This window comes from Acinetobacter gerneri DSM 14967 = CIP 107464 = MTCC 9824 (genome assembly GCF_000368565.1).
Lineage (GTDB): Bacteria > Pseudomonadota > Gammaproteobacteria > Pseudomonadales > Moraxellaceae > Acinetobacter > Acinetobacter gerneri.
In genome coordinates this window covers 1-14,460 of record NZ_KB849549.1, presented here as the reverse complement: position 1 = coordinate 14,460, position 14,460 = coordinate 1, and the positions used below count along the sequence as shown (strand labels likewise).

The following is a 14,460-nucleotide window of genomic DNA, read 5'->3' as shown; positions in this document are numbered from 1 at the left end:
ATTTTTGTATTTCTCATGATGCTTTGGGGAATGTTTGATATGCATCATGCTTATATAAAAATTGTTGTGCTATAGAACATTTTAATTGAAATAAAAATCTTTGGATAAATACTTTGTCGGTTTAATGTCATGATGAGTCAGAAGTTATTGAGTGCTAAACTCACTCAACATTGGTGGAATGATCATATTTTTTTAGGGGCTGTATTTTTTGCACTGAGTCTACATTTTCTATTTTTATTGGTCCAATTTACTCTGCCAGATGAGCCTGTAATCAATAGTCGTGAGATTGCTTTGGTGCAAAGAGCTCATTTAGAAGAGGTAAAAGATGCTGATTTTTTAGCACAAGACAATCAGTTGGGTTCTGGGAAATTCCGTGAAAAGCATCGTATGAGCAGTGAAATGCCTGCACAAGAAGAAGATCTTAGTGCAGGTGATCAGCAACTCGAAAGCCTTGAGAAAATCCAACAACAACGTGAATTGTATTTCCAAGAAAAATTTTTGATGACAGTATTGAGTTGGCAAAAACAAGCTGAACAAAATCAAAGAAAAAAAGCGATGGATGAGTTAAAAAGTCAGTTCCAAGCCAAAGCGGCTATGGTGGCAAGTCTTGAGGCACAATTTCTCAGTCGCCAGCAAAATTTTAGTCGTCAACAACAAATCAAAACCGTGGATGGGATCCAAGCCAAACAGGATGCTTCAGCGGCATATCTGGATAAATTTCGTGAAAAAGTCGAGCTTTATGGTAATCGAGATTATCCAGAACTTGCCAAACAACAGCGTTTAAATGGTGAAGTTCGTTTGATGGTGATTTTAAATCGTGAAGGTGGCATCAGAGCGATCCGTTTATTGGATAGCTCTGGGCACGCTATTTTGGATGAGGCGGCAAAAGCGTCGGTACGTAAAGGCGCACCTTTCGGACATTTTGATGAAAAAATGAAAGAAATTTCCGAGTTACGCATTATTCGTACTTGGCGTTTTGATCCTGCTGAGGCTGAGTTTGAAGTGCGCTAGCCTGAAGAGATCAGAGTCTTGAAAGCTTATAGAAGATTTTTACTGTATTGATGGTGTATTTCACAGATCTCAACACTATAACCCTCATACCAACGGGTATTTCCTTGCTGCTGAGCGACGATATGCTCAGCATCTTTTTTCCATGCTTGAATATCGTCTAGAGAATTCCAATAGGAAAGGGCGATTTCAAATGCTTGTTCAGAGATCGCTTCAAATTTTTGGCAATTAAAATGATTAAGTGCTTTTTCACGTAAAATTTTGGCTGTTTGAAAATATTCATCATCTAAAATGTTGATATGTGCTTTAAAAATTACAACGTATTTCATTTTTTTCTCTTTTTATTATCCTCACCCAAACCCTCGCCTTAAAAAGGTGAGGGGACTTTCATGATAAAAGTTGGGTAAATTTAATCTTCTTTAACAGTATAAGGATTATCAAAACCTAATTTTTTTAAAATTTCGATTTCGAGTGCTTCCATTTCTTCAGCATCTTCATCTGAAGTTTCATGGTCATAGCCCATCAAATGTAATGTGCCATGCACCAACATATGTGTGAAATGTTCAATCGGTGTTTTTTGCTGTTCAATCGCTTCTTGCAAAACCACGGGGATACAAATCACCAAATCACCGATAGGCAATGCATCAAGCATGGGCAAAACTTCTTCGGGAATATCACTTGGAAATGACAATACATTGGTCGGTTTGTCTTTTTGGCGATATTCCAAATTGAGTTTGTGGCTTTCATCCAAATCGACACAAGCAATCCCGATTTCACAGTCTTGATCGACATCAATATGGCGTAAAGTACTTTCAACAACTTTTTTAATATAGCTACGTTTGAGCACCAATTCAGGTGCTTCAAACGATTGCTGTAAAGATAGGCTAAGTTTCAAAACTTGTCCTTAAACATTTTCTTGAGATTGAGGTTGATGTTGCTCATCTGCAGCACTGTCATTTTCAGCAATCAGCGCTTCTTGACGAGCTTTACGTTCAGCACGCGCTTCCGCACTTAAACGATTTTGTTCACTGTCCCAGCCTTCATAAGCTTCAACAATTTTTTGAACAAGTTGGTGACGAACAACATCACGAGAATGGAATCGTGTGATGTGAATTTCTTTTACATGTTCTAAAACACGTAGAGAATGCGCAAGCCCCGATTGCTGACCACGTGGTAAATCGACTTGCGTGATGTCACCTGTGATCACTGCACGAGAACCAAAACCTAAACGAGTTAAGAACATTTTCATTTGTTCAGGTGTGGTATTTTGTGCTTCATCTAAAATAACAAAGGAATGGTTGAGGGTACGACCACGCATATAAGCGAGGGGAGCCACTTCAATCACTTGTCTTTCGATCAATTTTGCTACTTTTTCAAAACCAAGCATTTCATACAAGGCATCATAAAGTGGGCGTAAATATGGATCGATTTTTTGACTCAAGTCGCCCGGCAAGAAGCCAAGTTTTTCACCTGCTTCAACTGCTGGACGAACCAGTAAAATACGTTGGATTTCATTACGCTCAAGCATATCTACAGCGGCAGCAACAGCAAGGTAGGTTTTACCTGTACCCGCAGGACCGATACCAAATGAAATATCACTTTGTAGAATACGTTGTACATAACGTTTTTGATTTGCACCGCGAGGATTGATACGACCTTTTCGGGTTTGTAGATAAACATCATCTAGCCCCGTATGTTCTTGGTCAGGATCGATTTGCAGTTCTCGATCAGTTTGACTACCTTGAATCATGAGATGCAAGGTATCTGCACTAATTTGACTTGATGTTTCAGCTTCATCAAATAATCGTTGTAATAAGCTTTCGGCTCTTTCAACCGCATCAATGTCGCCATCTATAAAAAATGAATCTCCACGATGGGAAATGTTGACATCTAAACGTTGTTCGATTTGTTTCAAGTGACCGTTATATGCACCGAGCATACTTTTTAAACGTTCCATTGAAATACCAGGGAATGCTACTGTACGTCGAATCGCTGCTGTCAAAGAATTATCCTTTTGAGTCGTTTTGTTATGGGGTAGAAGAGCGCTTTAAAAACGACGATCTTCTACCCTTAGATTACGCCACGTCAGGCTCAAGATTCAAGAGTTCACCGTAAACTAAATTTAATGTCTTAATCTCTGTAATCTCAATCTCTGCAAAGCGTCCGACCCAATTCGCATCACCAATAAATGTTACTAAACGTGTATTGTCGGCAGTTCCAACCAAAACATTTGGATCATGCTTAGAAACACTTTCTACAAGTACACGTTGAATCGTACCGAGCATTGCATCAGTTTTACGAATACTTGATTGTTTGATCCACTGTTGAACTTTGGCTAAACGTTCTTTTTTGACACTTTCAGGAGTGTCATCTGGAAGTTCCGAAGCAGGAGTGCCGGGACGTTTTGAATAAACAAAACTATAAGAATGGTCAAAGTCCAAATCTTGGATAAATTGGTAAGTTTCTTCGAAATGAGCATCTGTTTCACCTGGGAAACCGATGATGAAATCGCTCGATAAATGCATATCAGGACGAACTTTACGAAGTTTTTCAATTTTTTCGATATATACATCAATGGTGTGATTACGTTTCATGGCTTGTAACACATCATTTGAACCGCTTTGAACAGGTAAATGTAAATGCGAAACCATTTGTGGTAAATCACGGTAGCACTGAATCAACTCGTCAGAAAATTCTAGTGGATGTGAAGTGGTATAACGTAAACGACCAATCCCCGGAATTTCTGCAACTAAACGCAAAAGTTCAGCAAATGTGCAGATCCCACCTTCAAAAGTTTCACCACGATAACCATTGACGTTTTGACCAAGCAAAGAAATTTCACGAACACCTTTCTCAGCTAAACCAGCGATTTCAGCCAATACATCATCAAGTGGACGAGACACTTCTTCACCGCGTGTATAAGGCACTACGCAGAAAGAACAGTATTTTGAACAACCTTCCATGATTGAAACAAACGCTTTATAACCCTCAACACGTGGCTCAGGTAAAAAGTCAAATTTTTCAATATCTGGAAATGAAATATCAACCAGTTTGATTTTTTCTTTTTTCGGTTTTTCAACTTGATCATTATGTTGATCAAGCATTTGTGGCAGACGGTGTAACGTTTGCGGACCGAACACCATATCAACATAAGGCGCACGTTTTTGGATATTGTCACCCTCTTGAGAGGCAACACAACCACCTACACCAATCACAAGCTCAGGATTTTTTTCTTTGAGTTTGCGCCAGCGACCCAATTCAGAAAACACTTTTTCTTGTGCTTTTTCACGAATTGAGCAAGTATTCATCAATAAAATATCTGCATCGCTAGGATCAGTCGTCAAGACATAACCGTGCGAATCACCCAAAAGGTCTGCCATACGGTGACTGTCATACTCATTCATCTGACACCCTTGCGTTTCGATGTACAGTTTTTTAACTGTACCTTCTGCTGGGGTGTGCTGTGGCTGGTGTACAGTGTTTTCTGAGGCAGCTTGGGCACTATTTGGAATGAAGGTTTGAACCGTCATGTAGGCTCCTAGGAGGTAGTATCAAAATAAATGAATCGGCAAATTTATGCCGTGTTCAATAAAAGCCCGCTATTTTAACTTAAAATGAAGTTAAATTTATAAAAAATTATCAACTTGGTGATATTGATTTTAAATAAAAAATAAGACATTAATTAATTTTGATGAATCATGAGGTTACATAACAGAACAGTAGAAATGCGTTAGAATAACTAAACTGTGCAGCATTGAGTGCTGAAGCAAATCATAGGCGAGTCATGTGGGTTGGAAGACATCAAGTGTTAAAATATACAATTTCAAATAATAAAACGGTACGAATTTTGGGGAGTATTGCCCTTTTAGCCAGCGTGCAGGCGTGCTATGCGCAAGAAGAACAATTTAATGATGCGCTTCGTGCAGCCAACTCTGGAAATAGCGCTATGCTCGACCAGTATCAAGCCTCAATGCAAAATGATGCACTAGGATATTATCCAGAATACTGGAAACTCAACAGCAGACTTGCATTCCAATCGCCAACAGCTATTACGAGTTTTGCGCAGCGTTATCCTTCATCAGCGATGGCGGAAAAACTTGCTGCAGATTTTGTGGAAGAAAAAGTAAAGCAAGCAGATTTTAGCAATGCTCAACCTGTACTTCCTTATGTGACTAACCCAGATAAAGCTGAAAGTTGTGCGGTCGCTCAAGTGCGCGCCAAAACGGGCGACCCTTTAGTTTATGCCGAGTACAAAGATGTTTGGCTCACCACGAATGCTCAGCCTGAATCATGTAATGGCTTGGGGCGTTTGATGTTGTCGAGTCCGTTGATGACGTCACAAGATCGCGAGCAACGATTGTATTCACAATTACGAGCAGGACAATCAGGGCAGGCGATTGCGACTGCGCAAACCATGGGTGTCAATTTGGCACTGTCACAGCTCAACCAAATTCAAGCCAATCCAGTGAGTTATATCTGGTCTGCGCCAAAAAATAATGTTTCAGATTATGCTTATCTGGTATATGCCATGGGACGCTTGGCAGATTCAGATTTAAATACTGCGATGCAGTCTGTGGCTAATGCAGCTCAAGGCACCCCTGAAAATGTACAAAAATATTTATACCGTACTGTCGGTTATATCGGTGGTACAACGGTGATGAAAAATAATTTCAATCGCCAAGTCCTCCAGTATTTTGATGCGAGTTATGGTGTTCCATTTAGTTCAGAAGAAACAGAGGTCTATGCTCGTCAAGCCGTACGTTTTGGAGCTTGGGAAAGTTTAATTCGTGCCATCAATAGCATGAGCGTAACGCAACAAAATGAAGACCGCTGGCAATATTGGTTAGCTCGTGCCAGTGAAAAACGTGGCGATAATAGCTCGAAAAAAACAGCACAAGAGATTTATAAGAAGTTAGCCATGTCAGGCAATGATTACCATAACTTGTTGGCACGTGATCATTTGGGACAGCGTCTCAACAATTTACCAAATAATGAACAACCCTCATCAAGCGATCTACAAAGACTCGATCAAGATATCCATTTCCGCCGTGCATTTACATTACGTAATATCAATGCACCAGCAAATTATACAAATCGAGAATGGAATTGGGCGGTACGTCAAGCATACTTAAAACATGATGATGGCTTGTTATTGGCAGCAGCGAAACGTGCAACGGATATGGGTTGGTATGATCGTGCCATTTATGCAGCAGATCGTACTGAGAAAAAGCACAATTATGCTTATCGCTATGCTACTCCACATCAGGCGATGGTGGTGAATCATAGTCGAAATGCAGGTGTTGATCCTGCTTGGGCTTATGGTTTGATGCGTCAGGAAAGTCGATTTGTAACAGCCGCACGTTCTCATGTTGGAGCAGGTGGTTTGATGCAAATTATGCCTGACACAGCAAAACATGTTGCAAGACAGATGGGGGAAACCTACAATCCAGCAGCGCTTAGTGATCCAAATACCAATATCCGTTATGGTACTTATTATTTATCGATGATTCAGGGGCAACTGAGCAATAACCCAGTGCTGGCAACAGCGGGCTATAATGCTGGTCCGAATCGAGCAAAACGTTGGCAACCAGACAGTCAGTCTATGGCAGCCGATCAATATACAGAGTCTATTCCGTTAAATGAAACGCGGGATTATGTCAAAAATGTGATGACGAATGCAGTGCATTATGGGCTTTTATTGGGTCAAGGACCACAACAAATCGAAAGTCGAATGCCTGTTATTCCAATGCGATTGAGTCAATAAGATCACTCGGTTTGGTGTGGAAGTCTAAAAATAAATGAAATTTACATATTGTCTAAAACGCAAAATAAATTGGTTAGCATGGTTTTTTGTTTATGCTGGCGTAGGATTGTTTTGTGTACAGGTTCATGCGGCTAGCAATTTACAAGGCTATGTAATGCGCGTGCAAATGACGCCTGCGGTATGTGCTTTGGACTCCAATCGTCAAAAGCAACGCAAATGTCTTGAAGGATATTCACTGACCATTTCAGGTTTACTTCCAGAAACTAACACCAATAACTGTTCAACTTCATCTTCTGCAACTTTGTCACCATTACAAGCAAAAGTCGTGGCTCGGGTGATGCCAGAAGAAAATGCACGTGTGCAACTTTGGCAAAATATTGGTGGTTGTGTACCGATGAATGCCAGCCAATACTTCCGTTTGGTGATCAATTTAGCTGAAAATCTGAAAATACCGTCGGATTTATCGGGCGGTGAAAGTAAGCAGGTAACTCAAACATCATTACGATCGCAATTTATGCGTTTAAATCCGAGCTTACCTGCAAATGGTATCCGTTTTGATTGCCAATCTTTGCATACCAAGCCGATGCTGACTGAACTGCAAATTTGTTATAGCGTCAATGGTCGGTATAAAGAGTGCTCAAAACATATTGTTTCAAATTGCCCATCAAGCTTTATGATCAAAGGCTCTTACTGAGTCGCATGACAACGCATGATATTTTAAAGTTCAAAGCTTATATTTGAATCTATTGGCTATTTTAAAATACTAAAGCTTTATGATCCGCCAAAATAAAGCGCGATAAAATCCTATCAGAAATATTTTTTATCAGACTTTTGTTGAAATTCCATCTCTTTTATATGCATCTTTTGGGGGATTGGAGTAGAATGTTTGGCGTTTATGATAATTCGATTAAATGGAAATAAACCCATTAATCACATTAACGATCCTCAATTGGAGATAATTACATGAAGCAACCCGTTCGTGTTGCCGTTACTGGCGCTGCAGGTCAAATTGGTTATAGCTTGTTATTCCGTATCGCAAGCGGTGAAATGTTAGGTAAAGACCAACCAGTTATTCTTCAATTATTAGAAATTCCTGTTGAAAAAGCTCAACAAGCGCTTAAAGGCGTGATGATGGAACTTGACGACTGTGCTTTCCCATTATTGGCAGGTATGGTTGGTACTGACGATCCTAAAGTTGCATTTAAAGATGCTGACTATGCATTGTTAGTTGGTTCACGTCCACGTGGTCCTGGTATGGAACGTGCTGACTTGCTTAAAGTAAACGGTGAAATCTTCATCGGTCAAGGTAAAGCACTTAACGAAGTTGCTAGCCGTGACGTTAAAGTTCTTGTTGTAGGTAACCCTGCTAACACTAACGCTTATATCGCTATGAAATCTGCTGCTGATCTTCCTGCGAAAAACTTCACAGCAATGTTACGTCTTGACCACAACCGTGCGTTAACTCAACTTGCTCAAAAAGCTGGCGTTGCAGTTTCTGACATCGAGCACATGACTGTTTGGGGTAACCACTCTCCAACTATGTATGCTGACTACCGTTTTGCAACTGTAAATGGCGAAAGCTTAAAAGACAAAATCAACGATGCTGCTTGGAACAAAGACGTATTCCTTCCAACAGTTGGTAAACGTGGTGCTGCAATCATCGAAGCACGTGGTTTGTCTTCTGCTGCTTCTGCTGCTAACGCTGCAATCGACCATATGCGTGATTGGGCTCTTGGCACAAACGGCAAATGGGTAACTATGGGTATTCCTTCTGACGGTTCTTATGGTATCCCTGAAGGCGTAATGTTCGGTTTCCCTGTTACTACTGAAAACGGTGAATACAAAATCGTTCAAGGTTTAGAAATCGACGAATTCAGCCGTGAACGTATCAACCATACGTTGAACGAACTTGAAGAAGAGCGCGCAGCAGTTGCTGACTTGCTTAACTAATTAAATTTCGGTTTTAGCCGAATTTAATTGACTTCGAAAAGCACTCCATTTGGGGTGCTTTTTTATTTCTTAGATTCTAAAATGCTCAAGCCATGTAATATGTGTGCAGAAGTCATTTGCCGCATTTCTACAAAAAATAACAAGATTGAAAATAGAATTTGCAGAAAAAGAAATAAGCTCAAGCTAATGTATCTAAACTCCATTAACTTAATATTAGGAAAAATAAAATGTTTGATGAAAAACCGACATTAAAATTATTATTTGAACAACTAGGTTTGCCTTCGGAAGATGTACAAATCACCACTTTTATTGCTCAGCATCAATTAGCGAAAAATGTCATGCTGCATCAAGCAGATTTTTGGACAGACAGCCAACGTGATTTTTTAACGAGTCATTGGCAAAGTGATGATAACTGGTCACTGGTAATTGATGAGTTAAGCGAATTATTGAGTCAAAACATCATGAAACATGACAATGATTAGATTGTATTGATTTTTATAAGCAACATTTCAAATCAATAAAGCTCAATTTTAAAATTCCATTTAAAGCCTAATCCAGTACAGCGGAATACAAATTGAAACAACATCGATCGTATTCCGCTTTCTTTTTTTTGCTCTTTCTTATAAGTTAATTGTATAAAGAATTACAGCTTGACTGATAAGGAGTATCAGATGAGTAAAAATTACAAACCTTCGCTCGAATTATTATTTTCTCAATTGGGGTTAGCCAACAGTGCGGCTGCGATTGAACTCTATGTACGTACTCACCAATTGCCTGCGGGTGTTCCTTTGCATGACGCGCCATTTTGGAACAGATCTCAGCGAGATTTTTTGATTAGCCATTTGGTTCAAGATGATGACTGGGCGATTTGGATTGATGAATTAAACCAACAATTACATTTGGATGCGTATAAACTACAAACAGCCTAAGCTAAATCATTAATTTAACATCAGTTTAATTTTATTAAGTTTATTTTATGAATAAGCCTTTTTCGGGATTGCAGACAAAATAAAAGCCCCTATTCAGATCAGAATAGGGGCTTTTAATATTTGATTAATGCAATTTGCTTTGAATCAATTTTATAAACCAGTCTGTTTTACGGACTTGATCAAAAGCAGGATGCTCTTGCAATAAGGCTAAATCAAAATCAGCATGTTTAGCATATTTACCTAACCAATGACGTGTTAAAGCTAACTCATCTTTGGATACCGATGCATAAGCCAAGAAGAAAAATATGTCAGCATGATCATAACTGGTCAGCGGTTTTAAAATTTGCTGACAAATCAATGCAAAACGATGTTCTTTGCTAATTTCAAAATACATCATATAGGCTTTGGCCAAATGCAAAGACAAGTCCAAATACAAAGATAATGGCATTTCTTCATATTCAAGGCGCGCTTGCTCAAGTAGCACGATTGCTTCTTGTAAGAAATGAATTTGTTCTTGGCGAGCATGACTACGTGCCACCAATTGTAAGCGCAAGTCAGCACGCTCAAGTGCGAGTTCAGGCGTATTGCTTGTCAAATACAATTGATCTGTTTCGCCAATACGCGAGATAATTTGTTTTGTATCTTCAAACATTTGCCTTCTCCTCATTTTATACAGACTACTATATGAGGATGATATGTAAAATTTAAAGCTTATTTGTGTGAATTGGATCATATTGTCAAAAAAACACAGCGATTTTTAAAATAATATTTTTTTAGTTTATTGATATTTAAAAATAAATTTTATATTTGAAGATGAGTTTTACGTTAAACCTACTTTTCTTATGGGAAAAGTAGGTAAAACCATGGTTATCCGCAAAACAGGTCATTTGCGTTGAATTATTCAATCCTTCGTAGACACATTTCAGATCGAAAGTAACCTAAATCAACGAATTGCAGATGACTTTAGTGGGTATTTGCAAAGCCTATACAACATCAAATTACTTATTTATTTTATTACAATAGATCTGCATTGCTGCGTAGCCAAGCGGTAATAGATAAACGTTGATGTTTTGCGGCTAAAACCTCATGCATCAGATCACTTCTAAACATTGCAATACGATTGGGTTTGGGTTGAATGATGTGCCAAAGATCATTTTTATCTTGTAAATGTAGTTGTCCACCCCAGTCATCTTGCCATTCTTCATGTAGATAATAAACCGCAGAAATCACCCGATCATTTTTTTGTTGTGGATTGTCACGATGCAGGGCATAAAACTCACCTGCGTTATAACAGGCAAAATGTGCTTCGACTTGTTTGATTCCCAAATAAAAGTTTTGATTTAAAATTTTGGAAAATTGATCCAATAATTCAATATGTTGTGATGCTATTTTTAGATCTTCATCGATCCATAAAATATGATCACTTCTAATTTTACTGACTACGCCATTTTGTATGGCAGCATCTCTAAAAGAGTTTAAGTTTGAAGTGCATTCTTGAGCAAGTTCATGTACATAAGATAAAGGGTAAGCATCGTCAATCAGTGCAAAACCATGTTCATTTAAATCTTCTACAACTTGATCGATATTCCAAGTTGTAGGGAGAAACGCTGTTTCCATAGAACCTCTTAATAATTGAAAATAAATATATGAAAAATAAAATAATTTTAAAATGAGAAAAAACTCAGTTTGTCCCCGCTACAGCCAGAAATATTTTAGATCAAATCAAGGGCAGTGAAGAATTTTTTTTTCGTGTTAAAATGATGATTGAACTTAGGAAAAAATTGAACGATGAATTACCGTCACCATTTCCATGCTGGCAACTTTGCCGATGTCATGAAACATGTGTTGTTGTTACAACTCTTAAATAGGCTAAATGCCAAAGATAAACCATATCGTTATATCGATACGCATGGTGGTGCAGGTAAATATGATTTATCTTCAGCTGCTGCACAAAAATCTGGCGAATTTTTAAATGGTATTCACCGTTTAGTTAAACTCGATGATTCGATTACTCGTCAAGCGCCAGCAGCAGTTCAACAGTATTTAAAAATTGTTGAAGAAATGCGTAATGGTTCAGGCAAAGGTGCTTATCCAGGTTCGCCATGGTTTGCTTTAGAAGGCATGCGTGATATTGATAAAGCAACAATTTTTGAAATGCAACGAGATGTATTTCAACAACTTTATATGAATGTTCGTGATCGACGTGCAGGTTTGCATGAACGTGATGCTTATGAAGGATTGTTGGCTGTTATTCCACCTAAAGAAAAACGTGGTTTGGTCATGATCGATCCACCGTATGAGGTTGAACGTAAAGATTTCCCTCAATTGGTTGAATTGATTCAAAATGCTCACAAAAAATGGGCAACAGGCGTATTTGCAATCTGGTATCCGATTAAAGATCGTGCCATGATTGACCGTTTTGAGAAAAAAATGATCAAAACAGGTATCCGCCGTCAGTTGGTCTGTGAAGTTTGTGTATGGCCTGACGATACCCCAGTGGGATTGAATGGTTGTGGTTTATTGGTGATCAATCCACCTTGGCAGTTCTCACAAGATGCGGATGAAGCATTACAATGGTTATTCCCACATTTGCGTATGCAAGAAAACAGTGGGCATGCAGCAGTTCGTTGGTTAGTTGGCGAATAAGCTTAAATTAGAGTAGAGCATAGGTCACAGTTAGGATCTAAAATGACAAATACAAATAAACCAGAGGGCGATTACTCTCAACCCAAAGATCTATCTTACGATGGCATCACTTTTGAAGTTGAAGAAGAAGAGCATACTCATGAAGGGCATAAAATTAAGCGTCGTGGTATCTATCTGTGGCCGAATTTAATTACGACTGCGGCATTATTATCCGGATTCTATTCAATTATTGCGAGTATGAATGGTGAATATCACCAAGCAATCTACGCAATATTTCTCGCGGCACTTTTTGATGGTTTAGACGGTCGAGTGGCGCGAGCAATCGGTGCCCAAAGTGCTTTTGGTGAACAATACGACTCATTATCCGATCTATTGGCATTTGGTGTTGCGCCAGCGATTTTGATGTATAGCTGGTCATTACATGATTTGGGTCGAATCGGATTGGCATGCTGTTTTGTTTATACCGCATGTGCTGCTTTTCGATTGGCACGATTTAATGTGCAGATCGGGGTCGTCGACAAACGTTACTTTATCGGGGTCGCGAGTCCTTTGGCTGCAGTGATTGTGATTACATTGATTTGGGTAAGCTTGGACAATGCAGATGTCTTTGATCTCAAAGAAAAAGGAATCTTGGCAATCTATGCATTATTTATGGTTGGTGTTGGATTGTTGATGGTTTCTAACATCAAATACTATTCATTCAAACAAATGGACAGAAAACGTGTTCCCTTTGTGGTAATGTTACCCGTAGTGCTTATTTTTGCAGCTATTACCTATAACATTCCTGTGGGAATACTTGTTGTTTCAATCATTTATGCATTGTCTGGATTTGTGACGACATTCTTAGCTAGGAAACAAACAGCGTGATGATAAGCTGAATTATAAAGTAGCTTTATCATAAAAAATGGAGGGCTTGAGATGCAGTTGTTAATGAGTACAGAACGTCAGACACAACCTCGCAATCAAGCCCGATTTCCGCTTTCGCTCGACTATCATGCACCAAAAGGGCGATTTAGAATCATCCATCAGGGATTGAAAATTCCCAACCTTCCTGCACCATTACATTACTTTAATTTTGTTAGCATCATTGGGCAACCGCGTATTCCCATGCTACGTAATGAATATGCAATTCAAACCACTGCACTCGATACCGTTTCTATCATTAGTAGTTCTAGCCCGCATATGGTTGGACATTTTCATTCTTATTCAATTGAAAATGACTGTAAATTTGAACAAGGTGAATTTCAATTTTCCGATCGTGAAAGTTTGATCGGAGATCTGCCAGATTTCTATTTTGTTCGTAATGATCCCGAATTAAGTGCAGAAATAAAAATAAAAACACTGCCGATTGTTTCGCATTTCACGAAAATTAGATTTGGTCTTTTTGATCACTGGTCGATGCCTTGCCACTGCACAGGCAACATCATATACAAAGGGCAGCATTTCACGATTGATCAATTGGGGTGTTTTGATTTTGCACGTATCGTCAATATGCCATATTTGCCTTGGTGCTTTTATAGTTATCAAGTGATCAATTTACAAAAAGATCGACAAATCGTATTCCTACACATTCGCAATCATTTTAACCAAATTGTCCAATCCAAAATCTATTTACGCGATATAGAGCAACAAAGTTCACAGCTATTTGAAGACAATGTGCAATTCAAAATCCATCGTGTTTATCCTAAAGTAACCACTCCAAACCATCAGGATATGTATCTAGCCCGAGAGTTTGAATGGTCTTATCAAAATGAAAAGTCAACTATTCATCTATATGGGCAAAGTCGAGGGGATTTTAAATTTGGATTGGCAGCGGGCTATGTTGGAAGCTTTAACTATCAAATAAAAATAAATGAAGAAATAGAAGAAGGCAGTTCAGGGTACTGTGAATATATCGATTGTCGCCCTTTAAAATGGCAAGAAAAAAATTTTAAAGAGAAAATATTGGATGGATTAGCTCATCCAGAGCCATTTTTACTTAAAAAATAAACAAAAAAGCAGAAAAAGCCTAAAAAATACACACCTGAATAAATAAATTAAAAAAAGGGGTTGTGTTAGGTTGTGAATGCTGTAGAATGCACATCCATCGGCGGTGATGAAGATTAAAACTTCTTAGAAATCAGTTAGTTGAATAGATTGATTGAGTTTAAGATGTTTAGAATA

15 protein-coding genes are annotated in these 14,460 nt (G+C 38.6%); 9 read left to right on the top strand and 6 right to left on the bottom strand.

Features of this window, described 5'->3' with window-relative positions; translation table 11 throughout:
• Positions 1-129: 129 nt before the first annotated feature.
• Entirely contained in the window at positions 130-1,011 is an 882-nt protein-coding gene (locus tag F960_RS17980; protein ID WP_004869396.1) for an energy transducer TonB, read from the top strand.
• 26 nt (positions 1,012-1,037) lie between these two features.
• Here F960_RS17980 and F960_RS17975 read toward each other — a convergent pair whose 3' ends face one another.
• From F960_RS17975 to miaB, 4 genes are all read right to left on the bottom strand, one after another.
• Complete coding sequence (locus F960_RS17975) at positions 1,038-1,337, bottom strand: antibiotic biosynthesis monooxygenase family protein (protein ID WP_004869394.1); 300 nt, start codon at positions 1,335-1,337, stop codon at positions 1,038-1,040.
• Between the two features lie 80 nt (positions 1,338-1,417).
• On the bottom strand, positions 1,418-1,903 hold the full coding sequence (ybeY, locus tag F960_RS17970; RefSeq protein WP_004869391.1) for an rRNA maturation RNase YbeY: 486 nt from the start codon (positions 1,901-1,903) through the stop codon (positions 1,418-1,420).
• A gap of 9 nt (positions 1,904-1,912) precedes the next feature.
• Positions 1,913-3,010 carry a PhoH family protein gene (locus F960_RS17965; RefSeq protein WP_004869388.1) on the bottom strand — a complete coding sequence of 366 codons (1,098 nt, stop codon included), beginning with the start codon at positions 3,008-3,010 and terminating at the stop codon, positions 1,913-1,915.
• Between the two features lie 73 nt (positions 3,011-3,083).
• Positions 3,084-4,538 carry a tRNA (N6-isopentenyl adenosine(37)-C2)-methylthiotransferase MiaB gene (miaB, locus tag F960_RS17960; protein WP_004869385.1) on the bottom strand — a complete coding sequence of 485 codons (1,455 nt, stop codon included), beginning with the start codon at positions 4,536-4,538 and terminating at the stop codon, positions 3,084-3,086.
• Positions 4,539-4,792: 254 nt separating this feature from the next.
• Here miaB and F960_RS17955 point away from each other — a divergent pair, with 254 nt between their 5' ends.
• The 5 genes from F960_RS17955 to F960_RS17935 all read left to right on the top strand — a co-directional run bounded on the left by F960_RS17955 (position 4,793) and on the right by F960_RS17935 (position 9,651).
• Complete coding sequence (locus F960_RS17955; protein WP_004869383.1) at positions 4,793-6,772, top strand: lytic transglycosylase domain-containing protein; 1,980 nt, start codon at positions 4,793-4,795, stop codon at positions 6,770-6,772.
• 34 nt (positions 6,773-6,806) lie between these two features.
• The gene (locus F960_RS17950) at positions 6,807-7,466 is read left to right on the top strand and encodes a ribonuclease T2 family protein (protein ID WP_004869380.1); all 660 of its coding nucleotides are present in this window, start codon (positions 6,807-6,809) and stop codon (positions 7,464-7,466) included.
• A gap of 269 nt (positions 7,467-7,735) precedes the next feature.
• A complete protein-coding gene (locus F960_RS17945; protein WP_004869377.1) occupies positions 7,736-8,722 on the top strand; it encodes a malate dehydrogenase in 987 nt (328 codons plus the stop codon).
• 227 nt (positions 8,723-8,949) lie between these two features.
• The gene (locus tag F960_RS17940) at positions 8,950-9,204 is read left to right on the top strand and encodes a DUF2789 family protein (protein WP_004869374.1); all 255 of its coding nucleotides are present in this window, start codon (positions 8,950-8,952) and stop codon (positions 9,202-9,204) included.
• Positions 9,205-9,393: 189 nt separating this feature from the next.
• On the top strand, positions 9,394-9,651 hold the full coding sequence (locus tag F960_RS17935) for a DUF2789 family protein (RefSeq protein ID WP_004869371.1): 258 nt from the start codon (positions 9,394-9,396) through the stop codon (positions 9,649-9,651).
• 124 nt (positions 9,652-9,775) lie between these two features.
• Here F960_RS17935 and F960_RS17930 read toward each other — a convergent pair whose 3' ends face one another.
• Together F960_RS17930 and F960_RS17925 are read right to left on the bottom strand one after the other, a co-directional pair.
• On the bottom strand, positions 9,776-10,303 hold the full coding sequence (locus F960_RS17930; protein ID WP_004869368.1) for a hypothetical protein: 528 nt from the start codon (positions 10,301-10,303) through the stop codon (positions 9,776-9,778).
• A 362-nt stretch (positions 10,304-10,665) separates the two neighbouring features.
• Entirely contained in the window at positions 10,666-11,268 is a 603-nt protein-coding gene (locus tag F960_RS17925) for a 2OG-Fe(II) oxygenase (protein ID WP_004869366.1), read from the bottom strand.
• A gap of 171 nt (positions 11,269-11,439) precedes the next feature.
• On the opposite strand from F960_RS17925, the gene F960_RS17920 reads away from it, so the two are divergent.
• The 3 genes from F960_RS17920 to F960_RS17910 are packed head-to-tail and all read left to right on the top strand — an operon-like array spanning position 11,440 to position 14,286.
• Positions 11,440-12,297: a 23S rRNA (adenine(2030)-N(6))-methyltransferase RlmJ gene (locus F960_RS17920; protein WP_004869363.1), complete on the top strand. Its 858-nt coding sequence runs from the start codon at positions 11,440-11,442 to the stop codon at positions 12,295-12,297.
• A gap of 42 nt (positions 12,298-12,339) precedes the next feature.
• On the top strand, positions 12,340-13,164 hold the full coding sequence (gene pssA / locus F960_RS17915) for a CDP-diacylglycerol--serine O-phosphatidyltransferase (RefSeq protein WP_004869360.1): 825 nt from the start codon (positions 12,340-12,342) through the stop codon (positions 13,162-13,164).
• A gap of 51 nt (positions 13,165-13,215) precedes the next feature.
• Entirely contained in the window at positions 13,216-14,286 is a 1,071-nt protein-coding gene (locus tag F960_RS17910; protein ID WP_004869357.1) for a DUF6670 family protein, read from the top strand.
• Positions 14,287-14,460: the final 174 nt, after the last annotated feature.